General features: G+C 45.6%; 27 protein-coding genes. 4 read left to right on the forward strand and 23 right to left on the reverse strand.

The genetic code is table 11. The annotated features are described in order from the left end of the window. From T487_RS0111315 to T487_RS0111335, 6 genes are all read right to left on the reverse strand, one after another. On the reverse strand, positions 1-864 hold the full coding sequence (locus tag T487_RS0111315; protein ID WP_242848056.1) for an AIM24 family protein: 864 nt from the start codon (positions 862-864) through the stop codon (positions 1-3). Further along, entirely contained in the window at positions 830-994 is a 165-nt protein-coding gene (locus T487_RS16565) for a hypothetical protein (RefSeq protein ID WP_162178254.1), read from the reverse strand. The genes T487_RS0111315 and T487_RS16565 overlap by 35 nt, the downstream gene beginning before the upstream one ends. A 3-nt stretch (positions 995-997) precedes the next feature. Then, entirely contained in the window at positions 998-1717 is a 720-nt protein-coding gene (locus T487_RS0111320) for a hypothetical protein (RefSeq protein WP_051651686.1), read from the reverse strand. Between the two features lie 9 nt (positions 1718-1726). Continuing rightward, positions 1727-1921, reverse strand: a complete 195-nt coding sequence (locus tag T487_RS0111325) for a hypothetical protein (protein ID WP_143004645.1) — start codon at positions 1919-1921, stop codon at positions 1727-1729. Positions 1922-2025: 104 nt separating this feature from the next. Next, positions 2026-2742, reverse strand: a complete 717-nt coding sequence (locus tag T487_RS0111330; RefSeq protein WP_031577246.1) for a polymer-forming cytoskeletal protein — start codon at positions 2740-2742, stop codon at positions 2026-2028. Between the two features lie 15 nt (positions 2743-2757). Next, complete coding sequence (locus T487_RS0111335; protein ID WP_031577248.1) at positions 2758-3378, reverse strand: DUF4004 family protein; 621 nt, start codon at positions 3376-3378, stop codon at positions 2758-2760. Positions 3379-3711: 333 nt separating this feature from the next. On the opposite strand from T487_RS0111335, the gene T487_RS0111340 reads away from it, so the two are divergent. The 3 genes from T487_RS0111340 to T487_RS0111350 all read left to right on the forward strand — a co-directional run bounded on the left by T487_RS0111340 (position 3712) and on the right by T487_RS0111350 (position 4975). Continuing rightward, the gene (locus tag T487_RS0111340) at positions 3712-4152 is read left to right on the forward strand and encodes a hypothetical protein (RefSeq protein ID WP_143004644.1); all 441 of its coding nucleotides are present in this window, start codon (positions 3712-3714) and stop codon (positions 4150-4152) included. Between the two features lie 109 nt (positions 4153-4261). After that, positions 4262-4705, forward strand: coding sequence for a hypothetical protein (locus tag T487_RS0111345; RefSeq protein ID WP_031577250.1), 444 nt, complete (start codon positions 4262-4264; stop codon positions 4703-4705). A gap of 81 nt (positions 4706-4786) precedes the next feature. Next, entirely contained in the window at positions 4787-4975 is a 189-nt protein-coding gene (locus tag T487_RS0111350) for a hypothetical protein (protein WP_031577252.1), read from the forward strand. A 99-nt stretch (positions 4976-5074) separates the two neighbouring features. Here the strand turns inward: T487_RS0111350 and T487_RS0111355 are convergent, their stop codons facing one another. The 13 genes from T487_RS0111355 to T487_RS0111415 all read right to left on the reverse strand — a co-directional run bounded on the left by T487_RS0111355 (position 5075) and on the right by T487_RS0111415 (position 16836). Further along, entirely contained in the window at positions 5075-5608 is a 534-nt protein-coding gene (locus T487_RS0111355; protein ID WP_031577253.1) for a 2-oxoacid:acceptor oxidoreductase family protein, read from the reverse strand. Continuing rightward, positions 5608-6378 carry a thiamine pyrophosphate-dependent enzyme gene (locus T487_RS0111360; RefSeq protein ID WP_031577254.1) on the reverse strand — a complete coding sequence of 257 codons (771 nt, stop codon included), beginning with the start codon at positions 6376-6378 and terminating at the stop codon, positions 5608-5610. The genes T487_RS0111355 and T487_RS0111360 overlap by 1 nt, the downstream gene beginning before the upstream one ends. Further along, positions 6378-7448 carry a 3-methyl-2-oxobutanoate dehydrogenase subunit VorB gene (locus tag T487_RS0111365; RefSeq protein ID WP_031577255.1) on the reverse strand — a complete coding sequence of 357 codons (1071 nt, stop codon included), beginning with the start codon at positions 7446-7448 and terminating at the stop codon, positions 6378-6380. The genes T487_RS0111360 and T487_RS0111365 overlap by 1 nt, the downstream gene beginning before the upstream one ends. 11 nt (positions 7449-7459) lie before the next feature. Continuing rightward, complete coding sequence (locus T487_RS0111370) at positions 7460-7669, reverse strand: 4Fe-4S binding protein (protein WP_031577256.1); 210 nt, start codon at positions 7667-7669, stop codon at positions 7460-7462. A 19-nt stretch (positions 7670-7688) separates the two neighbouring features. After that, positions 7689-8351 carry a nucleotide-binding protein gene (locus tag T487_RS0111375; protein WP_031577257.1) on the reverse strand — a complete coding sequence of 221 codons (663 nt, stop codon included), beginning with the start codon at positions 8349-8351 and terminating at the stop codon, positions 7689-7691. 270 nt (positions 8352-8621) lie between these two features. Further along, on the reverse strand, positions 8622-9689 hold the full coding sequence (gene buk, locus T487_RS0111380) for a butyrate kinase (protein ID WP_031577258.1): 1068 nt from the start codon (positions 9687-9689) through the stop codon (positions 8622-8624). 59 nt (positions 9690-9748) lie between these two features. After that, complete coding sequence (gene ptb / locus T487_RS0111385; protein ID WP_031577259.1) at positions 9749-10642, reverse strand: phosphate butyryltransferase; 894 nt, start codon at positions 10640-10642, stop codon at positions 9749-9751. Then, positions 10629-11720 (reverse strand): butyrate kinase, encoded by a 1092-nt coding sequence (buk, locus tag T487_RS0111390; RefSeq protein ID WP_031577260.1) that lies wholly within the window; start codon positions 11718-11720, stop codon positions 10629-10631. The genes ptb and buk (T487_RS0111390) overlap by 14 nt, the downstream gene beginning before the upstream one ends. Positions 11721-11931: 211 nt before the next feature. Next, on the reverse strand, positions 11932-13524 hold the full coding sequence (locus tag T487_RS0111395; protein ID WP_031577261.1) for an NAD(P)/FAD-dependent oxidoreductase: 1593 nt from the start codon (positions 13522-13524) through the stop codon (positions 11932-11934). A 54-nt stretch (positions 13525-13578) separates the two neighbouring features. Next, the gene (locus tag T487_RS0111400; RefSeq protein WP_031577262.1) at positions 13579-14826 is read right to left on the reverse strand and encodes a CdaR family protein; all 1248 of its coding nucleotides are present in this window, start codon (positions 14824-14826) and stop codon (positions 13579-13581) included. Continuing rightward, entirely contained in the window at positions 14793-15644 is an 852-nt protein-coding gene (gene cdaA, locus T487_RS0111405; RefSeq protein ID WP_031577263.1) for a diadenylate cyclase CdaA, read from the reverse strand. Before cdaA ends, T487_RS0111400 begins: the two co-directional genes overlap by 34 nt. A 493-nt stretch (positions 15645-16137) precedes the next feature. Further along, positions 16138-16452 carry a thioredoxin gene (trxA, locus tag T487_RS0111410; protein ID WP_031577264.1) on the reverse strand — a complete coding sequence of 105 codons (315 nt, stop codon included), beginning with the start codon at positions 16450-16452 and terminating at the stop codon, positions 16138-16140. A 165-nt stretch (positions 16453-16617) separates the two neighbouring features. After that, positions 16618-16836, reverse strand: coding sequence for a hypothetical protein (locus T487_RS0111415; protein ID WP_031577265.1), 219 nt, complete (start codon positions 16834-16836; stop codon positions 16618-16620). Between the two features lie 304 nt (positions 16837-17140). On the opposite strand from T487_RS0111415, the gene T487_RS0111420 reads away from it, so the two are divergent. Then, positions 17141-18031 carry an SDR family oxidoreductase gene (locus tag T487_RS0111420; RefSeq protein ID WP_036909458.1) on the forward strand — a complete coding sequence of 297 codons (891 nt, stop codon included), beginning with the start codon at positions 17141-17143 and terminating at the stop codon, positions 18029-18031. A gap of 72 nt (positions 18032-18103) precedes the next feature. On the opposite strand, the gene T487_RS0111425 is transcribed toward T487_RS0111420, so the two are convergent. From T487_RS0111425 to T487_RS0111440, 4 genes are read right to left on the reverse strand one after another with little or no spacing between them, the layout of a single operon-like run. Continuing rightward, entirely contained in the window at positions 18104-18448 is a 345-nt protein-coding gene (locus T487_RS0111425) for a DUF192 domain-containing protein (protein ID WP_031577267.1), read from the reverse strand. Beyond that, entirely contained in the window at positions 18426-20966 is a 2541-nt protein-coding gene (locus tag T487_RS0111430) for a vWA domain-containing protein (protein ID WP_031577268.1), read from the reverse strand. The genes T487_RS0111425 and T487_RS0111430 overlap by 23 nt, the downstream gene beginning before the upstream one ends. Before the next feature lie 5 nt (positions 20967-20971). Further along, the gene (locus tag T487_RS0111435) at positions 20972-21895 is read right to left on the reverse strand and encodes a type II secretion system F family protein (protein WP_031577269.1); all 924 of its coding nucleotides are present in this window, start codon (positions 21893-21895) and stop codon (positions 20972-20974) included. Between the two features lie 12 nt (positions 21896-21907). Beyond that, positions 21908-22873 carry a type II secretion system F family protein gene (locus T487_RS0111440; RefSeq protein WP_031577270.1) on the reverse strand — a complete coding sequence of 322 codons (966 nt, stop codon included), beginning with the start codon at positions 22871-22873 and terminating at the stop codon, positions 21908-21910. Positions 22874-22875 lie beyond the last annotated feature (2 nt).

A 22875-nucleotide genomic window follows, 5' to 3' on the forward strand; every position in this document is an offset into this window, starting at 1 on the left:
CTACTTTTCTTTTTCTCCATTTCTGTTTTTATCATGATCTTTGTGGAATCCAGGTTCCTGAACCAGATTGTCCATGCCGCCCACACCAAAGGGCATTCCTTGGGACAGCATCTTGTCATAGACCACCTTGGTGGGCATAAGCCACACTTCACCGGTGCCTCTGAAGACCTTCAGAAGTCCTTCACCGGAAAAGCCGGAACCGATGAGGGTCTTAGTGGTTTTCTCCACGGTGAACTGTATGCCTGCAGTCCTTAGAATCGAGAAGCTGCCGTCAATCTTCAGCACATCATCCACCAAAGAGTACTTGAAAATCTCTGTTTCCGGCACTGGAATCTCCAGCACCACGATGCCTGTACCGGAGAGCTTTGTCTGAAAGAAGCCTTCCGAACCAAAAAGAGCACTGCTGATGCTTTTCATGGTGGTGACACTGATGTCGATGGTGTCCTCCGCTGCAAAGAAAAGCTCATCATCGATGATGATTTCTTCCTTTTCCAGCTGAAGGATGGCGTAATGTCCAAAGGATGGCTCCAGAAGGATTTCACCAACTCCCTTAAATAGAGGCTTGATCACAGGCTCTCCTGAGATTTTAGAAGAGACAAATTTCTTGGACAGTCCCATGAGGCCACCTGTGTTGGTGGAAACCTCAATGGGTCCTCTCATAAAGCTCAAGGCATTGGGCTCTGTATAAACACCGCCTCCCTGCAGCACAATACGAAGCTGACGCAGCTTGATGTTCGCATCTCTCATATAGGAGAGCATGAACGCTGTTTTCACATCGCTGCCTCCACGAAGATCATCATACTCCAGAACCTGAAAAGTGGAATTGTTTTTAAACTCGCTGAGCTTGGTCAGGGTGTTGTTCATTTCGATATTGGTTTTCAAGGACATCGCCGCCTTTTTTAGTATTTTTTCTCATTATAGCACTTGGTGGATGAACTTGTGAACCAATGAAAAAGGCTTCCCACTGCTGAGAAGCCCCATCCATCTTTTTCATCTTTTACAGCTCTGCTTTTTCTTTCACTTCTGCACTGCTGTGCACTTCAAGCCTTTCATTATACTCCACACGCTGGATTCTGCACCCAGGACCAATCTTGATTTTATTCCCCCGGACCATCTTCGCTGTAGTATTTTCCAGATAGATGTCATCTCCTTCAATGAGATCAGAAGTTAAGGTGCCGCTCTTCCCTCGGGAGATAAGCCCAGAAAGCACTCCGTTAAAAAACTCCCCATCGGATTTCACAGAAAGACTTTCGCAGTAGATTTCTTCTACTTTGGAGTCTCCTACAAGCTTAAACTCTCCATGTCCCACATTAAGAACTCCTGTGATCTCTACTTCTCCACTGAACTCCGCTTTTTCCGCATTGACTTCTTCTGCTCTTTCCAATGCACCAAAGACAGTGAGCTTCTCTGCATCCAGCTTTTTGAGGGTGCATTCCCCAAACACCTTCAGATCCTGACATTGAAAGTGTCCAAAAATTTCTGCATCTCCATAGATTTTCGCCTCTATGGCTTCCACGTCTTTTCTGAACTCCGCATCTCCGTATACTCTTAAGGTCTCCACCTTTACATTCTCTAAAGCTTCCAGGTCCCCTGCCGCTTTTATGCTGTAGGCTTCCAGTTCGCCTTTCAGGAGAAGATCTCCTGCACAGGAGATCTTCCCATAGAATCCTTTTTCCAGCGTGATGTCTCCAACACTTTTTACATCTTGTCTATCCATCTTTACCTCCTACCAGCGCATCTTGATGATCCATTCTCTCATGGCTTCCAGCTGTACTTTATACATGTCATCTGTCTGATAATCTGTTGCAAACTCACGGCCATTCAGGAGATTTTTCATCTGGTAGCTGATGCCTTCTTCTTTTCGGTCCAGGATTTTACCATCGTGGGTCAGAATATGAATATTGAATTTATTTCGTTTCATTTTTATCCTTCCTTTATTTCCAGAGAGTCTATCTCTGACAAAGTCCATCTGCCGACTGGTCTAAAATACTTTGCTCCTGCCGCTTCATTGGATCAACGGATTTTCTACAACTCTATTTTTTCTTCCACCTTCGCCTGCTGGTGCACTTCCAGCTTTTCGCTGTATTCCACCTTTTTTACTTTGCATCCAGGTCCTAAAGTTACTTTCGCTCCGCGTACTACTTCTGCAGTAGTATTCTCCAGATAGATGTCATCTCCTTCTACAAGGGTGACCTTCAGCTGACCGTTTCCTCCTCCAAAGAGGCTCTTCAGAAGCCCCCCAGAGCTGAGTCCTTCTTTTACCACAATCTCAGAGCCTACCAGTTCTCCTAAGGAAGAGCTGCTGGCTATTTTCAGTTCGCATTTCTCGCAGTTTACGGTTCCTTTGGAGGTGATGGCGCCTGAGAGGTAAAACTCCTCGCATTCCATATTCCCGTCCACCGTGATTTCACCACTGAGCTTCAGGTGGTTGCTTCTGATGTCTCCATGAACTTTGATGCCTCCTGAAAGTGATATCTCATTTCCTTCCAGGAAGTCTCCTATGGAGCTTCCACCGGAAATCTTGATCTCCTCAGATCTTACATAGCCCCTGACTTTACAGGCTCCGGAGATTTTACAGGAGGTGGCGTCCACATTTCCGTCCACCGTGATGGCTCCGGAGATGGACATGGTCTCACAGGATATATCAGAAGTAATCTTGCTGGCTCCGGATACCTTCACATCTCTATATTCTCCACCGGTGGCCACCGATGCACCGCTGATTCTTAAATCTCTCTTTTCCATGTTTTTTACCTCCCGCTATATAAGTTTCAGTTTCAGTTTTTCCAGAGCACCACGGATGCTGTAGTTGTCCACGATGGGCACCTGGTCTGAGTAGAAGATTTCTCCTGATTTATGGAGAAGGGATACGGTTACGCCAAATCTTCTGTAGACAGATAAGGCGGGATCTTTATCCTTGATGTTTTCGTACTGGTCACTGAGCATTTTGAGAATTCTTGAAAGGTCTTCCACACTTAAGTTCCCTTGATGCAGCAGGTCTTCCGAGATATACATATAGAGGATATCCTGAAAGCTGTATTCTTCCTTTCCTTTAAAGATTTCCTCATAGAGCCTGATGATCTCAGTGTGGAGCACCCCTAGTCCGATAAGGTCTTCTTTTTTTCTCATGAGCTCTTCTGGTATATCCGAGGAGAACTTGTCTGCAAGGTCATCCAAGGATGCACCATCTTTCATATTGAGAATCTGCTGAATCCTCTCGAGAATTCTTTCTCTTGGGAAGAAGGTTTCATGTCCTGTGTAGGTGGACTTTTTCATGAACCATTCTTCCGGAATCAGTTTCTTCCGTTTCCACCGATACAGCTGTCCATAAGAAATGTCCATTTCTGTCAGCAGATCTTTCTTGGAGATTAATTCTTCCATTTCTCTCACCTCTTGAGTATAATGTAACATAACATTGTTACGTTGTAAACCCCAGTAATAAAACAAACCAAGAAATGACGTTATTTTATGATTGTCTAGGTAAAATCAATTTTCATCTAAATATTATCATCAGCATCGAAGTAAGACCCTTTCAAATTTTCACTTTATCAACGTAACAACCCTGATGATAGTTGAAGGCTTGTTACGTTCATCTTTAAACAGCGTAATAACCCTATGCAATCATTTCTTTTTCATCTGAAAAATCTGAATCATACTATGTGAATTATGAATATTCTTATAGAAAGATAACTTTTTTTTGTTATGATATAGTTAATGAATATTTTGAGAGGTGCCGCTTTGACTACTGGAAATGCCTATACCAAACCAAGTCCTCTGGATCTTTATCTGGAGACATACAAAACCATGTCAAGATCAACGCTCTACATTTTTCTCTTTGTACAGTTTGTATGGCTGATTCTCCTCATTGCCTTTGTATGGCGATATATACAAGTGAAAAAAGGAAACCATGAAAGGATCAACGACTACATCGAAGACCTCTACAAAGGGGATGGTGTGTATGAGACCATGCTGAAAGGCGTCACAAGTTATGCCTTCTTTAATATGATCATCGCAATCTTGATATTTGCCGCTGGACTGCTCTTCCCCTCTTACCAGATTCAGCTCTTCAATACTTTACTTTTCACAGGAAACCGGCAATACTGGAAGCAGCGGTTTGGCGAAAACCCAAACCCTACGTTTATTCATAGAGATTGAAAAAACATTACTTGGAATCCTTTAAATTCCCTTATGATCCCGTCATAGAATTGATAGGAGATCAATAGACTCTACTCCATACACACCTTTATATAGAGGAGGCGGTATTTTGAAAGTCACAAGTAAGACTCTATTTTTAGTTACAATATTTGTTGGAGGTGGTTACTTACTTTTCTTCATCATGAAGAAAGACTGGTTCGGCGTAGCATTCTCTGGATATCTATTCCTAAAAGGTCTTCATCTGTCCTTTGATCAGGAAGCCTATGATGAAGGCAACAAAGAGGCTGATCTAAAGAAAACGCTGCATCGGAAGGCATTTGGAAAGTTTGCCCCCTTTGCCCCTTATGTTCCATTTCTTTCTCTCTTCGTTGCCTTGGGGTTGAGCCAGATCTTTGAAGTGACACTTTTCCTTCGTATTGCCTTGCTGTCTATTGTTCTTTTCACATTTCTTTATATTCTATGGTTTGAACAGATCATCAAGAAAGAAAGACAAAAAGCAGAGGTTGTTGAATCGAATGTAATTATAGAACAAGTGGACCACCCCAAATCATAAGACCGCTTCATTCAAGCAAAACAATACATGAATCTACAGTACTATCCATACTCCTATTTATTTTGAAAGCGAGGAATTATCATGTTACTTGTACTTTACTTCATATTCGCAATGGCCAGCACCGTAGGAATGAGTTTCGCTTGGAGACAAAAAAATGTCACCAAAAAAATCTCCTACTTTGCATTGTCTTCGATTCTTCTTCTCCTATTTGCATATCTTTTCCAACTGGAACTGAGAACGGTAGACTGGACCCCTTTCTTACCAAAGTAGTAAAACTTGATAGAAATGCTTCTTTTTTCAGAACTAAAGAGACCTCTCTGAATGTGCTTACACACATAAAGAGAGGTCCTTCTTATTTACTACGTATTATTAAGCCTTCTTGGCGTATTCAATACCCTTTTCAATGGCATTCTTATTCATCTCAAAGAAGGTCTCTTTTCCATGGCCTTTGAGAGATTCCAGAAGCTCATCCTTGGAGATGATTCCAGTCTTCTCTACCAAAGCACCCAGAAGAATCATATTGGCGATCTTCGCAGAACCAATGGCTTCTGCTTCTGTCTGGCTTGGGATTCTGATGACAGTCACATCATCTCTGTCCACTTCTCTTGTGACAAGATTGCTGTCCAGAATGATCAGTCCGCCTGGCTTTACTGTTTTCTCAAACTTATCCAGGGAAGGTCTGTTCATCACAACGATGGTGTCAGGCGCAGAAATAATCGGTGCTCCAATTTCCTCATCAGAAAGGATCACAGAACAGTTCGCGGTACCTCCACGCATTTCAGGACCATAGCTTGGACACCAGGAAACATTCATTCCCTTATCCATTCCACCGAAAGCCAGGAACTTCCCCATGGACAGAATACCCTGCCCGCCGAAGCCTGCAAAAATAACTTCTTGTGTCATTATTTCGCTTCCTCCTTCTTGTCAAGATCCTTCTTTACACCCAGTGGGTAGTAAGGAATCATGCTTTCTCTCAGCCAGTTCAGAGACTCCTCTGTATTAAGTCCCCAGTTGGTAGGGCAAATGGAAAGTACTTCCACCATGTTGAAGCCTTTACCGTCGATGGCATTCTGGAATGCCTTCTTGATGGCTTTCTTGGTCTTGGCTACCCCTGCAACCTTATCTACAGATACTCGTTCGATGTAATAAGCGCCATCCAGCTGTGCCAGCATTTCAGAGAATCTGATGGGATATCCTTGTGTTGCAACATCTCTTCCATATGGAGAAGTTTCAGTCTTCTGTCCAGGAAGAGTTGTAGGCGCCATCTGTCCGCCTGTCATTCCATAAATACAATTGTTGACAAAGATGGTCACGATCTTTTCGCCTCTTGCTGCTGCATGGACTGCTTCTGCAGTACCGATGGCAGCGATGTCTCCATCTCCCTGATAAGTGAAGACAATCTTGTCTGGATTTGCTCTCTTGATACCTGTCGCAACAGCTGGAGCTCTACCATGAGCTGCTTCAAACATATCACAGGCAAAATAGTCATAGGCTAGAACGGAACATCCAACAGGAGCCACCCCAATGGTCTTGTCGATGATATCCAGCTCTTCCATAACCTCACCAATGAGTCTATGGATTACACCGTGTGTACAACCAGGACAGTAATGTGTAGGTACATCCAAAAGTCCTGTAGTTGGTTTAAATAGAATTGGTCTGTCTTTCACTTCCATTACTTGTTCCCCCCTACGATTTCGAGTGCCTTCGCAAGAATCTCATCTGGAGTAGGAATCATACCGCCGGAACGTCCATAGAAATGAACCGGCTTTCTTCCTTCAACAGAGAGTCTTACATCTTCTACCATCTGGCCCATGCTCATTTCTACGGTGAGGTAGCCATGTTTGGTGCTTCCGATGGTGAGATCAAAGGCTTCCTGTGGATATGGCCACAGGGTAATAGGTCTGACAAGTCCAAGCTTAACGCCCTTTTCTTTGGCAAGCTTGATGACGTTCTTACAGATTCTTGCTGTGGTTCCATAGGCAACCAGAATGAGGTCTGCATCTTCTGTATTCATCAGTTCATACTTGACTTCTTTTTCCTTGATGGCTGCATACTTTCTGCCCAGATGATTGTTGTGCTCTTCCAGAGCTTCTGTCTTCAGGAACAGGGAGTTGATCACATTGTGATGCGCTCTGCCCATTCTTCCATTGGCTGCCCAGGTCTTTTCAGGAAGATCTCTCTTTTTGAGGTTTTCCTTGAATTCTACTGGCTCCATCATCTGTCCCAGCATACCGTCTCCCATGATCATACAAGGTGTTCTGTATTCATCTGCCACATCAAAGGCCTCCTGAATAAGGTCCACCATTTCCTGGATGGAGGATGGGGCATATACTGGCATGTGGAAATCTCCATGAGCTCCACCCTTTGTAGCCTGGAAGTAGTCAGACTGTGCTGGCTGAATACCGCCAAGTCCTGGACCTCCACGCACGATGTTGATGATGACGCAAGGAAGCTCCGCTCCAGCAAGATAGGAGATTCCTTCCGCCTTCAGGCTGATTCCTGGTGAAGAGGAACTGGTCATGCATCTTACGCCTGTGCCAGCTGCTCCATAAACCATATTGACGGCTGCAATTTCACTTTCCGCCTGCAGAAACACTCTGCCGATGGTTGGCATCTTCTTTGCCATATACGCAGCCACTTCTGTCTGCGGTGTGATCGGATATCCGAAGAAGCATTTGCAGTTGGCTCTGATGGCCGCTTCTCCAATAGCTTCATTTCCCTTCATGAGTACCTTTTCGCTCATACCTAAACCCCCTATTTATATACTGTGATGACTAAGTCCGGACACATTCTTCCACAGGAAGTACATCCAATGCACTTCTCCATGAGCTCCGCAGGAATCCCTGCTGGTCTGTACCCTTTTTCATTGATTCTGTCTGTGAAACCGATGATGTTCACAGGACAGGCAATGACACACTGTCCGCAGCTTTTGCATCGTTCTTCCCTAAACACAACTTTTGGCATACCATATCCCCCTTTTATTTTAACTCCATGGCGTTTTCATAAAGATTTCTATGGGAAGCAGCTCCCCATTCAGTTTTCCTTCCAGTTCTCCAGCCAGATCTTCTCTGGCCACGGTGTACAGATGGGGAATCCCCAATTCTTTGGAAAGCTCAGACACAATCTGATCCCCTTTCAGAATTTCTTCCACTGTGGTCTCTAAAGACAGGTTGGTGTTGGAAATGAGATGCGTCACTTTCAGTCTTGCGCTTCTCTCAATACCTTCAATGTACTCTTTGATTCCTTTTTCATCTGGTGTCATAGGACGCTGGGTATTGATGACAAAAAACAGATTGTAGCCTGTTTTTAAAAGCTCCCCATTGTACTGCCCTAAAACCACGGCACCCATGTCGTCTCCACCGATGTCCATGATATAACTGGTATCTTTTTTGACAAAAATACCACTGACTTCCGCAGGCACCATCATGAGCTCCGCATTGGACCACTCAGGATTTGCTGCGATGACATCAATCCCTTCTTTCCCCAGGGTCTCCTTGAAGTCCCGGATACAGAAAAACGGATTCACGATGTCGAGATCCACCAGGGCGACCTTTTGGCCTTCCCGGTTCATTTTCTTGGCCAGATTGATGGAAATTTCGGATTTTCCGCTGCCGAAATGTCCGGTGATGATCGTGATTCTCTCCAAAGGCTATACCTCCATACATACTTTCATGGTTCTATTTTAGTACAAATTCCTTTGGGAATCTAATTTTCAATTTCATGACAAAGCTCTTCATCTGATTGAAAATTAATGAATTGTTTGTAAAGTGAGAGGAACTTTCACAACAGAAATGGTCATCTGTTATGAAAGACCCCTGAATACCTTTACAAATCACGATTTTTAACTTTTTTAAGATTTTTTCACTCTATATTATGAATTTGATAATTTTATGTCATTCAATTTCTATTCTGTTGTCTATTCGTAGATGATGGCTTCTTCTTCTCCACAGAGGACACGATTGGCTGCTTCAGCAAGCGCCAAAAGCTCGTCTTCCCCGGGATACACCACCACAGGGGCGATGAACTCCACTCTTTCCTTGATGATATTCACCATCATCTTGGAGTAGGCAATGCCGCCAGTAAGAAGGATGGCATCCACTTTTCCCATAAGCACCGGTGCAAGAGAACCGATTTCCTTTGCCACCTGATACCCCATGGCGTCGTAAATCTTCTTTGCTTCTGCGTCTCCCGCAGCTGCGCGGTTTTCCACTTCTCTAGCATCATTGGTTCCTAAATAGGAAACAAAGCCGCCTTTTCCTGTGATCATCTTGAGGATCTCTCCCTTGGTGTACTTTCCGGAGAAAGAAATTTCCACAAGATCTGCTGCAGGAAGGGTTCCGCTTCTTTCTGGAGAGAAAGGTCCTTCTCCATTCAGCGCGTTGTTCACATCCACAACCTTTCCATTCTTATGGGCGCCTACACTGATGCCTCCACCCAGATGCACCACAATGAGGTTCAGCTCGTTGTAGTCCAGATGGTTTTCCTTGGCATAGCGCTTTGCCACTGCCTTCTGATTGAGGGCGTGGAAAATGCTCACTTTTTCAAACTTGCTGTTTCCGGAGATTCTTGCCAGATCCTCCATTTCATCCACCACCACCGGGTCTGCGATGAAGGCTTCTTTTCCATATTCTGTAGCAAGGCCCTGAGCAATCATTGCTCCAAGGTTTGATGCATGCTCACCCTTGATGCTCTTTTTCAGGTCCGCCAGCATGGCTTCGTTTACTCTATAGGTACCGGATTTGATGGGCTTTAAAAGGCCCCCTCTGCCCACATAGGCGTCAAAAGAATCTAAAGCTTCCCCTTGATCTGCCAGCACCTTTTTGATTTCCTCAATTCTCCACTCATACTGATCGATGACACTATGGAAACTTCCAATGACAGAAGCCTCATGACGCAGTGTATGAGATGCCACTTCGGTGTTTCCGTCAAAAATACCGATTTTTGTGGATGTGGATCCTGGATTGATGATTAGTAGTTTACTCATGTTTTCCCCCAAACGATTCAAATAGATTTTACACACTGTTTCCTGAAAAAAGGTTTCTTCTATGCGTTCAGCACGGCCATGGCGATGCTGTTGACTTTGCTTTCAAAGGAGTCTGCTCTGGAGGTGACCACCACTGGGGCTTTTGCTCCCAGAAGGACACCACCGGACTTGCTTTCCGTCGTATAAGTGAGCGCTTTATATAGGACATTTCCGGATTCGATGTTCGGCATCAGAAGAATGTCCGCATGACCGGCCACAGGGCTCTTGATGCCTTTATGTTCCGCAGCTTCCACACTGAGCGCATTATCCAGGGCCAAGGGTCCATCCACGATGCATCCTTTGATCTGCCCTCTGTCATTCATCTTGGACAGCATGGCTGCATCCACGGTGGCCTGCATGGCTTCGTTGACCACTTCCACAGCGCAGATTCCTGCTACTTTGGGTGTTTCAACACCAAGGCTCTTTACAAAGGAAACCGCATTGGTGAGAATCCCCACCTTTTCCTTAAGACCAGGGTAGGTGTTCATGGCTGCATCCGTGACAAAGAGCATCCGGTCATAACCTGGCACTTCAAAGGCTGCTATATGGCTGATGAGGTTGCCTGTGGCAAGACCTGTTTCCTTGTCCAGCACAGCCCTAAGAAGAGACTTGGTGTCCACCAGGCCTTTCATGAGAATGTCGCACTCTCCCTCTCTCACGAGATTCGCTGCAATCTTTGCTGCTTTCGCCGGGTTCTTCTCTCCAATGATTTTAAAAGTGTTCTCCAAGGACAGCTCGCTTAGAAGAGACAGAATCTTCTCCTCGTCTCCCACCAGCACTGCATTGCAAAGCCCCAGCTCTTTCGCCTTCGCCACTGCCTTCAGAACTGGCTCATCTTCCGCCGCAGCCACTGCAATGACTCTTTGACGGTCACTGCCCTTGATTTTCTCATAGATTTCATTAAAACTTTTCACTCAGTATTTCCTCCCTGTATCTCAGCGGTTTTTCTTCTCCGCTCAGCACTCTTCTTGACCCTTCATAGAGTGATTTCATTTCCAGTTCACCGGGCACTCTCACCACCGGTGCAATGAACTTCACATATTCTTCCACCATCCCCATGAGCATGCTGGAATAAGCGAGGCCTCCAGTCATAATGATGGCTTTCACATCGCCCTTCAGCACTGCTGCGGATGCGCCAATCTCCTTGGCGATCTGGTAGGCCATGGCCTCGTAGACTTTGGCTGCATAATCATCCCCATCATGGATCATTCTTTCCACTTCTCTGGCATCTGATGTGCCAAGATGGGACACAAGACCCGCACTTCTCTGGAACTTTCTAAGAAGAGACTTCTTGTCGTACTCTCCGGAGAAGGCATATTTCACCAGAACTCCTAGAGGCAGCGTGCCCACACGTTCCGGACTGAAAGGTCCCCCGTGGTTTGCGTTGTTCACATCCACCAATCTTCCCTTTTTCAGCGGTCCTATAGAAAAGCCTCCACCCAGATGCGCCACGATGAAATTATCTTCATAAAAACTGAATCCTTCTTCTTCGCAGACCTTTCTTGTGACGCCTTTGATGTTCAGGTAATGAGCAAGAGAGCCTCTTTCTTCTCCTTTAAGACCTGTAAATCTGGCCACATCGTCCATTTCATCGCAGGCCACAGGATCGACAATATAGGCTTCTACACCAGCCTCATCGGCAATCTCTTTGGCAAGGATAGGTCCCAGGTTCGAGGCATGCTCCCCTTGCACGGCAGCTTTCAGATCGTTCACAATATCCATATCCACAAGATAGGTGCCCCCTCTTATGGGTCTCAGAAGTCCACCGCGGCCAACCACGCAGGCAAGGTCCTCTTTTCCGATTTTCTTCTCCCGGAGGACCCTTATGATTTCTTCCCGTCTAACTTCACTCTGGTCGATGATATGTTCAAAGGCCTTCAACACTTCCACATTGTGTTCCACCACTTCTGTATGAATCTCCATGGACTCGGTACTGTAAATGGCAATCTTTGTGGATGTGGATCCAGGATTGATGACAAGCACATATTTCATACGCTTTCCCTCCCATAATATTTCTATTTAATCATAACAGAAACCCTTTACATTTGAAAATATGTAAACTCTCTTATTTTTAAACCATCTGTTGTAGATGTTCCAATAAAACCGTTTTTCCATTATCTTTTTCATATTTTATGTTGAAACATACACAATTATATTGTTTATTTGTCAAAAAATCATCTGGACTTGTCCAGATGATTCTTCACTACTTCATAGGTTTGTACTTTCGGATCACTGCTTCTGCCACCTTTATGCCATCCACAGCACTGCTGATGATGCCTCCAGCATAGCCTGCCCCTTCGCCACAGGGGTAAAGGCCTTCTGCAGAAGGACTTTCTAAAGTTTCTCCCCGGAGAATCCTCACGGGCGCGGAGGTTCTTGTCTCCACCCCTGTAAGAAGTGCGCCGTGTTTTGTGAATCCCTCCATCTTCTTTTCAAACTGCAGCAGTCCATCTGCCAGCCCCTCAGTAATATAGGCAGGAAAAAGATCCTTCAGAAGCGCACTCTTCACGCCGGGCTCATAGGACGGATGCACTTCTCCAAAGGTCTCTGTGAGCTTCCCTTCTAAAAAATCCTCCACCTTCTGGACCGGCGCATGATAACCGCCTCCTCCCAGCTGGAAGGCTTTCTTTTCTAGATTTCTCTGGAAAGCGATGCCCGCCAAAGGATGGGAACCGTAATCATCCGGTGTGACAGAAACCACCAGAGCAGAATTGGCATTCTCCTTGTCCCGGGCATGATAGCTCATGCCATTGACCACTAGATGCCCTTCTTCACTGGCCGCTGGCACCACAAGACCTCCAGGACACATGCAGAAGCTGTAGACCCCTCTGCCATCTCTGGTTTTCGCTGCTAAAGTATACTCTGCCGGGCGCAGCTTCGGATGCCGGAAAGAGGGTCCGTACTGGCTTTCACTGATTCTCCACTGAAGATTCTCAATGCGCACGCCTACAGCCATGGACTTGGCTTCCATGGTGATTCCTTTGGAGAAAAGAGTCTCGTAGGTATCCCGGGCACTGTGCCCCAGGGCCAGGATCACCACCTCTGTTTCAAAAGGTTCTCCATTGACAGTGATTTCCTTCAGCGCTCCATCCTTTATTTTGAGATTTTCCATCTGGCTGTAGAAACGGACTTCTCCACCCAGTTCCTTAATTCTTTCCCGGATTTTCACCACCACGTCTTTCAGAAGATCGGTACCCACATGGGGCTTGGATAGATAGGCAATCTCCTCCGGCGCTCCTGCGGAAAGAAGCGTATCAATGACTTCATGGATTCTTGGGTCCTTGATTCTCGTGGTGAGTTTTCCGTCAGAATACGCACCTGCTCCTCCTTCTCCAAACTGGATGTTGGTTTTCACATCCAGGATGCCGGTCTTCATGAAGAAGTCCACCTTCTCATCCCGCTCTTTCATAGGCGCTCCACGTTCCAGAACCAGGGGACAGTATCCTTCTTCCGCCAGCTTCAGAGCAGCGAAGAGTCCCGCAGGACCAAGTCCTACAACAACTGGTCTGTGCTTCAGGAGCATATTTCCCTTTGTGAGGGGCTCCCGGATTGTCTCCGCATAGTGGGAAACCTTTGGACTTCTGTTTTTCCGAAGGGCCAGCTCTTCATCCTTCACCGTAAGGTGAACAGTATGCACGAACTTTAAAGGTTCTTTTCTCGCATCAATGGACTCCTTCTGAATTTCCAGAAACAAAATCTCACTTTCCGGGATTCGTAAAAGCTTCGCTGCTTTTCCCTTCAGATCACTTTTTTCTTCTTCTAAGGTCAGTTCCAGATTAGTAATCTTTATCATCATCTTCACTCCAAAAATGGAAGCCCGAAGGCTTCCATCTGTATTTTTTCCTTGATATTATCCTGCAGGGGTCTGTTCCGGCGGCAGCTCTTCTTCACCTTCCACTGTAATGGTGACAGAAATGACCAGCGGATTCACAGAGACTTCAATCATATCCACCGGCAGCACAATCTTTGGTGTCAGCTCGTATTCACCAGGCTGAAGCCCCGTCAGATCAATTTCTGCGGTGATGGATTCTTCTGTGATTTCATCCAGTGCACTTTGTGGTCCGCTGACCACGATGTTCACCGAGTTTGTGGAAAGGGTAACACTGAACCCTTCTCCCATACCGATGGTGGTGACCCGTTTTGAAATGGTCTTGGTCTCAAAAGCTTCCAGCACGAGAGATACGGTAGCGCTGGAGTTTCCTTCCACAGCTATGATGCCCTCTGGAATCACCAGCCGTTTCAGATGGTCTCCAGACTCATTGATTTCTGACAGATTCAGCTCTTCCGTGGAGATCTCGCTGATCTGGTTCAGCAGACTGTCCGGTCCTGCTATAAGAATGGTGGCTGGTGCCACAGAGGTGCTGAGAAGTTCAAAGCCTTCTGGAACTTCACCCGCGGTATCCACCACAATGGGCACAGACTTCGTAGAAAAGACTTCAATGTTCATCTCCACATAAAGAGGAGAGAACTGCACGTGGTTTACCACCTGGTCTTTTTCATCGATGGCCACAAGGGAAAGAATTTCTTTATAATTTTCCTCCAGACCTTCCCGCTGGCCTCTGGCTGCAAGAGCCTTGACCTGATTCACATACTGCGCAGGTCCTTTCACCATGACGGAAGCTGGATTGAAGGTGGTCCCTGCCACATAATGGCCGTCGGCTGCTTCTGCATCAAACTGGGACACAATAGGCACTTCTCTTTCCAGATAATCATCCAGATACACAATGGCTTTCACATTGCTGCTGGGTGTCACATCCAGGTCCGCTGGGTAGGAAGTGATTTCAATGGGCACTTCGTTGATGCCTGCTTTCAGGGGAAGATCATCGAGATTTGCCACCACTCTGAAATTGCTGGCAACACTACGATATACTTCAGACGCAGGTCCTTTCACCGTCAGGGTCACCATGATGTCCTGATTCGGAAGAAGCGCCAGATTCTGTTCTGTGATGTTCTCCAGGTTTTCCAGTCTCACGGGCACATTGTACACCTTCATGGTCTTGATGGGATTTTCCACATTGATGATGTAGATCCAAAGACTGAAGGATAAAATGAGACTGACTATTTTTAGGAGGAGATCCGATCCTTTTTGCTTAGCCATGATTCAATCTTCTCCTTCCATGTAATTTTCTTTTCAATCTTGCTGGTCAGGATCTTCACAAGGATTTTCTGAAGCCTCTCCTTGTCGTAGTTTCGGACAAGCTTGCCGTTGAGGGCAAGAGAAATGGTGCCTGTTTCCTCTGAAACGATGAGCACCAGAGCATCAGACACTTCTGAAAGTCCTAGAGCTGCCCGGTGCCTTGTGCCCAGGCTTTTGCTGATGTCTTTGTTGTTGGTGAGAGGAAGCACACATCCAGAGGAAGAGATCCTGTCTCCTCTTATGATGGTAGCTCCATCATGAAGTGGTGTATTGGGTACAAAGATATTTTCTAAAAGCGCCGTGGAGACCACCGCATCAATTTTAGTGCCTGTCTCACTGATGTCCCCAAGACCTGTGTCCTGTTCAATAACAATGAGGGCTCCGGTTTTACTTTCACTTAAATTGTCCACAGCTTCTACGATTTCATTCACAACTTTGGTCAGGATATCCGCATCTCTCAGCACCCTTCTGTCACTGAAGGCCGATCTTCCCAAGTGCTCCAGAATCCTTCGGATTTCCGGTTGGAAGATGATGACCAGCGTCAGCACTCCAATGGTGATGGTCTTACTGATGATGGTATACACCATGGTGAGATTGAAGATATAACTGATGGGAATGAGCAGCAAAATCAGCACAATGCCGCGAAGAAGCAGCTCCGCCCTTGTTTCGATAATCAGTTTATAAGCTCTATAAATCAGATACGCCACGATGAGAATATCAATGACGGAGGAAATATTCATATTTCTAACGGTATTCAGTATGGTATTGAGCGTTTCCACGGGACACCTCCCCTGCTTTTCTCAGCAGATTTTAGTCAATATATTTAAATTATACAATAGAACGCGCTTGGATTGTGCACAATTTTCGGTTTTTGGCAATTTCTTTGCAGTATTCACCGATGTTTCATATTATGCATCGATAAATAGGATCCTCTTATGCTGCATGCTCCTCTCCCATTGTAGCGGATGAACTAAAAAACCTCTTAAAAGAACGGGTCTTTTAAGGGGGTTTTAATATCTTTTCAAGATTTCTAAAGAATGCAGTCCTTTACAGCTGATTTTTCTTCAGAATAGACCCTCTATTCCTGTTGTGCACAAAATTTTCTGGAGGTCTCTTCCACTATCTCCTAAGATTGCCTGATCATATCCTTCCTCTTCTACAACCTTTCTTTGATGACAAAAAGTGAAACCCGCAAGGATCTTACGCTTTCTGTGTAACGATAGGAAGCAAAAACCCCTTCCAAAAGCACAGCTTTCAGAAGGGGATCTTCAATTACTTATTTCTGTTGATGAATGCTCGCAGCTCTTCCTTTGGTCTGAAACCAACGATCTGGTCCACCAACTGGCCATTTCTAAATGCCAGAAGTGTAGGGATGCTGGCAACTCTGTACTTTGCTGCCTGCTGTGGGTTGTTGTCCACATTGAGCTTCACAAATTCCACATCTTCAATTTCGTCGTTGAGTTCTTCAAATAGGGGAGCGAGCATTTTGCAGGGTCCGCACCAAGGTGCCCAAAAGTCCACCAGTACAAGTCCTTCTTTTCCAAGTACATCACTTTCAAAAGTGCTGCCTGTTACTTCCTTAATCATATCTTTTCCTCCTGAGTCTTTAAATTATATTACCCATTATACACATTCTTTTTCATTTTTACAGTTGGTCGTGAAAAATTAACAGAAGGTTTCCTTTGACAAATTTTGACATCAAAACGTTTACATTCCCTTCAGAAAGAACCTTGTTTCAGGTTCTTCTTCCCACTATAGGGAGGCCAGCCAAGCTTCAGCGTCTACCTTCAGGATCTGTGTGATCTTCTCTTCCTGAAATGGACTTTCATGTCCACCCCTCTGAAGTAGCACATACCGGTTGTTTTTGGTCCGATAGAGAATCTCTTCAAATCCTTTTGGATCTCCAAAGTATCCCTTGGTGACTCTTCTGATTTCTGTGGCTGTTTCAAGATTTGGTGCCTTCTTTGCCATCTAGTTCCCTCCTTCCAAACATAAAGGTCTTTTACATTATATCACCATCTGCTAAAATCTTCAAAGTTCCTCTCCCCAATGGCTTTTGGTTATTTTTTATGTGTTTTTAGGGTAAGAATCTGCTGTTTTTTCTACTGTTTGGCTCTACTTCCCATTCAGTGTAAAAACTGGCAATCGATGAAAAATGATCCAAGGAGTTTTACAGAACTTTCATGACACGTCAAAAAGCACTTCATATTTAGACCCTATAGTCTATTAAAAAGAAAAGAACCCATTACCCGAACTGACGCAAAGGAGGTACCAAATGCCCCAAAAGAAAAATCATGAACTGAAAGGCAGTGAAATGCCGAAATCTGATGAAATCAAAGCCCAGGTCATTGAGAATGATCTTGAATCTCTCATGGACCCGCAGCCCATATATGACAACACCAGTCACTCTGGGTATAACAGACTGAAAGGAAAAGTCGCCATCATCACCGGTGGAGACAGCGGCATTGGCAGAGCCGTTTCTGTGGCCTATGCCAAGGAAGGAGCAAAGATTGCAGTGGTGTACCGCGATTCCCATGAGGATGCAGATAAAACCAAAGAAGTGGTGGAATCCTACGGCGGAGAGTGTCTTCTTCTATCAGGAGATCTGGGAGAGCCTGCTTTTTCCAAGAAAATTGTGGAGAAAACGCTGAAAAAATATGGCCGTATCGATATCCTCGTGAATAATGCAGCCGAACAGCATCCTAAAGAGTCCCTATTGGAAATCACCGATGATCAGATGGAGCGCACCTTCAAAACCAATATTTTCTCTGTTTTTTATCTTACAAGAGAAGTTCTGCCTCACCTCCGTGAAGGTGCAGTCATTCTTAATACCACTTCTGTCACCGCTTTTCGGGGAAATCCCACTTTGCTGGATTACTCCGCCACCAAAGGAGCCATCAGCGCCTTTACCCGTTCCCTGGCTCTCAATCTTGCGGATGAAGGCATCCGGGTGAATCAGGTGGCTCCAGGTCCCATCTGGACACCGCTCATTCCTTCCACTTTCGGGAAAGAAAAAGTAGAGAAATTTGGCCAGGATGTCCCCATGGGAAGACCCGGCCAGCCAGTGGAGCTTGCTGAAGCTTATGTATTCCTTGCCTCTGACGGAGCTACCTATATCACAGGACAGACCCTCCACATCAATGGTGGAGATATTGTGAACTGCTGATATTTCATAGAAAGAGAGTCCGGTAAACTGTATACCGGACTCTCTTTCTCTTTTTACTTGCAAGCTTAGTCTCTAGTCTTCCACGCTCAGGCAGTCTCCAGTGCTGACACGGTCTTTCAGCACTCCACTCTTTGTTTCAATGACAGATCTTGAGTCTTTCACAACTTTACTGATTCTCCAGGGCTTCATATCAAAAATGGTATGCACTACGCATAGATCCTCATCCAGAAAAAGCACATCGATGTTCATTTTCATAAAGAAGCAGTGAATGCTATTGCATGGAGTAATTCTGAGTCCTTCATGATTTGGCATAGATGTCTTTCCCATGAGTCCCTTGAACCGGCCATAAAAACCTTGTGCTTCCTTCAGGTTTTCAAGAAGCACCTCTCCATTTTCATTTTTTAGAACCACCGTCATTTTCACTCTCCTTTAAAAGATTCTTGGCTTTTGTCTTACTCCTTCCTTCTTCTTCCTCATACCAGAAAATGTAGTCCGCTGTTTCAAAGACATTCCCATCATAAAGCATCCTTTTGGTGAGAATGGTCCCATCGAAATTGAGTACTCCAGGCTGGGTCACCTGGATGCGAAGCCTGGGAGACTCCTCTTTTCCAAAAAGCGCCTTGTATCCTTCGATGAACTTTTTCGATGGATCCTCTGCTTTTTTCAAGAGTAGCATCTTATAGTCCGATCCCTTGGCAGGCAAGTAGAAATCTCCCTCCTCCTCTTTGACGAAGCTAATGATGACCTCTTTTTTCTTTTTGTCAGTGAGATGAAGGGCTCCTTCTTCCTCTAAAGACATCCGGTCCTTTTTATAATGAAGACTTCCACTGACAAGATGCTTCGGCATCACAAGCACCTTATAAAAAACCCTGCCCAGAAGATAGAATAGAAGCAGCCCAATAAAAAGAAAGAGAAGAAGGCCCAGAAGAACCGACCTGTAGGGTGATACATTCTGAAGAAGCCCTCCAAGAAAGCTCACCACATTGACTTCAACAATGATTGGGTTTCCTGATATCGTCCTGCCCTCTCTTAATCCCGACACGGCTATTGAAAGAGGAACAGACTCCTCCTTCCTGCTTTCATGGGGTTGATACCGCAGGAATATCCTTTTTTTCTCCTGAGCGTCAATCTCATGAACTGGATTCAAGATTTCCCCCTTCTCATCCTCCAGAGTGAAGGTTAGGGTTTCCGGGAAAATGCTGGCATTTTTTACAATAATTTCCAGAAGAGCGGACTCTCCGGATTTCACAGAGACCTGAGAGGAAGCTGATGACACCGAAATCTCCTTTAGTATGCCTATGTTCACCTCACCCAGCTCTTTTTCCTGCACAAAGGGTTCCCCTTTGTAGCTTCCACGGAATCCAATTTGAAGATGCGCTTTTCCCTCTTTTTCAAAGGACACCCGGGTGCTGTAAAGGCCATCACCAGCGCGAAGATCCCCGGAAGCCTCCTCCCCATCATCGTTGAATACATAAAGAACTTCCTCGCCATCTTCATAGGTGAGATGAAGCGCATACTCTTCCAGAAGAAGATCTCTTCCTGGTATAAGATTTACACCACCGGAGGAGAGACTGCTTCTGATGATCCTTGAGGAATCCAAAATCTCTAGAGCGCTGGTTTCAAAATAGTCTGATGTGATCACTGGAACATTTTTCACAGAAAAGGCACTTCCTGCAGTGGCTATGGTTTTACCGTCTTCCTTTAAAAGAACCTCCACCTCATAGAATCCATGGTCTTTGGTGTCCTCAAAAGTTCCCACATAGACATCATTCTCTAAAGTCAGTCCGATGGGCGTTCGGCTCTTCACACCATTTTTTGTGATGACAGCTTCCAAGGATGCTGTTTCTGGGATGGGCGTACTGGAATACACACTGAGCCTCAGCGGTTCATTCATGGGATGCACGGCATTCATCACAGGTTCCTCCATCCAAAGCTTGAAGAAAAAGTCTGTGCTGCCGAAGGCCTTCATGGCTGGAGCTGCAGTTTCTCCTGGCGCTGGGGTCAGCTTGACACTCCAGGTGCCCACCTGCTCCTCCTCTTTCTGATTGAGGGTCAGTAAGGTGTACCCTCTCTCTTTATATAAAGCAACGCCCTCTGTGATGCCCACTCCTCCAGGCCCTGTGACGTCCACCTGATAATTGTCTGTATTCTGCGTAAGAAGCAGCGTGGTCTGGCTGATGTAGGGATCCATCTCAAAAGAAATGGTCTTCTCTTCTGATAGGACAAACTCTTCTTCCAGAAGAGGACTTCTGTTTTTTAGACTTTCCACAATGCCAAAAAAGACCTCTGCCAATGTGCCAGGGTCCTCTGTGATGGTGGCTGCACCCAGGGTTTCCAGAGACATTCTTTCCAGGATTGCAGGATCAATATCTCCAAACCCAACGGTATAGATGGGAATCTTTTCTTCTGCTGCCCTTCCTGTGAGACTCCATAAGCCGTTCATGTAGTTATCCATGTAACCAGGCTCTTCACGCCTTGCAGGGTCAGGGTCCGGAATTCCGTCTGTGACAAAAAGAATGACTTTCCGGGCTTCATTCTCCACCTCTTCCAGCTGGGTGAGGGCAGATTCCATGGCTTTCACATAATCCGTGTCCCCTGCAGGAAGAAGGTTTCCAGTGAGGGCGTTCTTCATGAGATTCTTATTCGCCGTGCTTTCCACCTTCTGGAAAGGAACCGCAGTTCTCACATTCTCATCGAAGGTGATGACTCCGATGGCGTCCTCTGGACTTAAGAGATCAATGAACATTTTGGCCGCGGTTTCCCGTAGTCCTTCTGGGTCTGTCTGCCCCATGCTGCCTGATACATCCACAACGAGACTCACCGCAAGGTTTTCAAGCCTTACTCTTTCCTCCGCCTGGACTTTTACCAGGGGAAAATACGCAGCAAAAAGACAGATCGCTAAAAATAGTGACCATGACTTTTTGTTTTTTCTCATACTACCTACCTCAATATATCTGTTCCGCTCAGTGCTTCCAGTACGTTCAGAAGTGCCGGTCCTAAAATGATGATGAATATGGCGGGAAGGAAGAAAAAGACCAATGGAAAAATCATCTTCACAGGGAGCTTCGCCACAGCCTGCTCAATCCGCTGTCTTCTTCTTGTTCTCGCGGACATGGACTGGACTCGGAGCATATTGGCGATGTTTGATCCCAGCTGGTCCGCCTGGATCACTGCTGTGACAAAGGTGTTTAGATCATCCACGCCTGTCCTTTTCGAAAGGGATCTTAGGGCCTCTGATCGGTTTCTGCCCTTGGAGATGTCATCCAGCACCGCTCGGATTTCTTCTGCCAAAGCTCCCTTCATTTTTTCGGCGGAGCGCTTCATGGCCATATCAAAGCCTAGACCAGCTTCCACAGAAACGTAGAGAAGATCCAGAAAACTAGGGAGAGACACTTGAATCTCTTCCTGCCTTTTTCTGGCGATGCTCCGGTACTGCACATAGGGGAGCATCCATCCCAGAAATGCCATCACCGCTGTGAAAAGAAGTGCTGGTAGGTTTGTAAGAAGACTCACCACATACATGAGTCCACCAAAGATCACCGCACTGACCAACTGAAGAAGTAGAAGTTTATTGGTATTCATAACCTTCTGCTTTCCTGCCTGGATGATCAGCGTCTCATACTTGTCTTTGATGCCAGAAGGGGTCATTCTTCCCACGGCCTTGGCCATGCGGTCCACCAGAGGGGCTATGACACGGTCAATGAAGGGCGTCTTCAGTTCATCTTCCTCATAATCCACACCAATGGCTTTAATGGACTGAAGTCTTTCAGAAACCATGACTCTCTTTCCAAAGAAGACCTGATAGAGCACTACCGTGATGAGTGTTACAGTGACCAGGGTGAGTAGATAGAGCAGCGGTTCCATACAGTCTCCTCCTTACATTTTCACTTTGATGATTTTCATAAGAATCAGCACACCAACAGTCTGCATGATAAGCACCACACCTATGAGGATATTTCCAATAAACGTATTAAAGAGTGGAAGGATGAAATTAGGGTTCACAAAATTCAAAATTAAAACAAGCACAAATGGAATTCCACCGACCACAACCGCCGACATCTTACTCTGAGCGGTGATGGTTTTGATGTCTCCACGGAGTTTTATGCGGTCACGAATAGTATTGGCTAAGACATCCAGAATTTCCGAAAGGTTTCCTCCCACCTGCCTCTGAATGAGGATGGCGGTGACGAAGATGTCGATGTCCTCGTCCTCGGTTCTCTTGGAGAAATCCGAAAGAGCCTCATCAATAGGTTTTCCAAGGGAGTTGTCTCGGACGATCTTATTGAACTCATAAGCGATGGGGTCTTCCATCTCTTTTCCTGCCACCAGCATGGACTGGGTGAAGCTAAGTCCTGCACGAAGGCCATTGGATAAAATCGATAAAGCCTCGGGCAGCTGGTTGTTCAGCTTTTTCCCTCTACTCACCTTGGCCATTCTTACATAAAGCCCTGGAATCATGTAGAGAATCACCATAATAATAATCCCCATAAAGATTGGCACCTTGGTTATAAAAAGGAGAACTCCAACAGATCCACTGAGAAGCACCGAGATACCAAAAAGTTCTTCTGGCTTCAAAGGCAAATGGGCTTTGGTCAGAGTATCCTTATTCTTTTGATAAATCCTTCCGATGAACCCGATTCTCGAAAGCTTTGACAAGAAAAGTTCGTTTCTTGGGATATTTTGATTCTCCCCTCGCTCCTCTGCGTAATTTTCCACATCAGAAGTTCTGATCTTCTCCATCCGGTGCTGAATCTGTGCAGACTTTCCAAAAAAGAGCAGATACAGTCCCACAAGAAGAAGAAGGACACTAAAAAATACTCCTGCATATATTGCATAAATCATCC

It is taken from the genome of Proteiniclasticum ruminis DSM 24773 (assembly GCF_000701905.1).
GTDB classification, from domain to species: Bacteria; Bacillota; Clostridia; order Clostridiales; family Clostridiaceae; genus Proteiniclasticum; species Proteiniclasticum ruminis.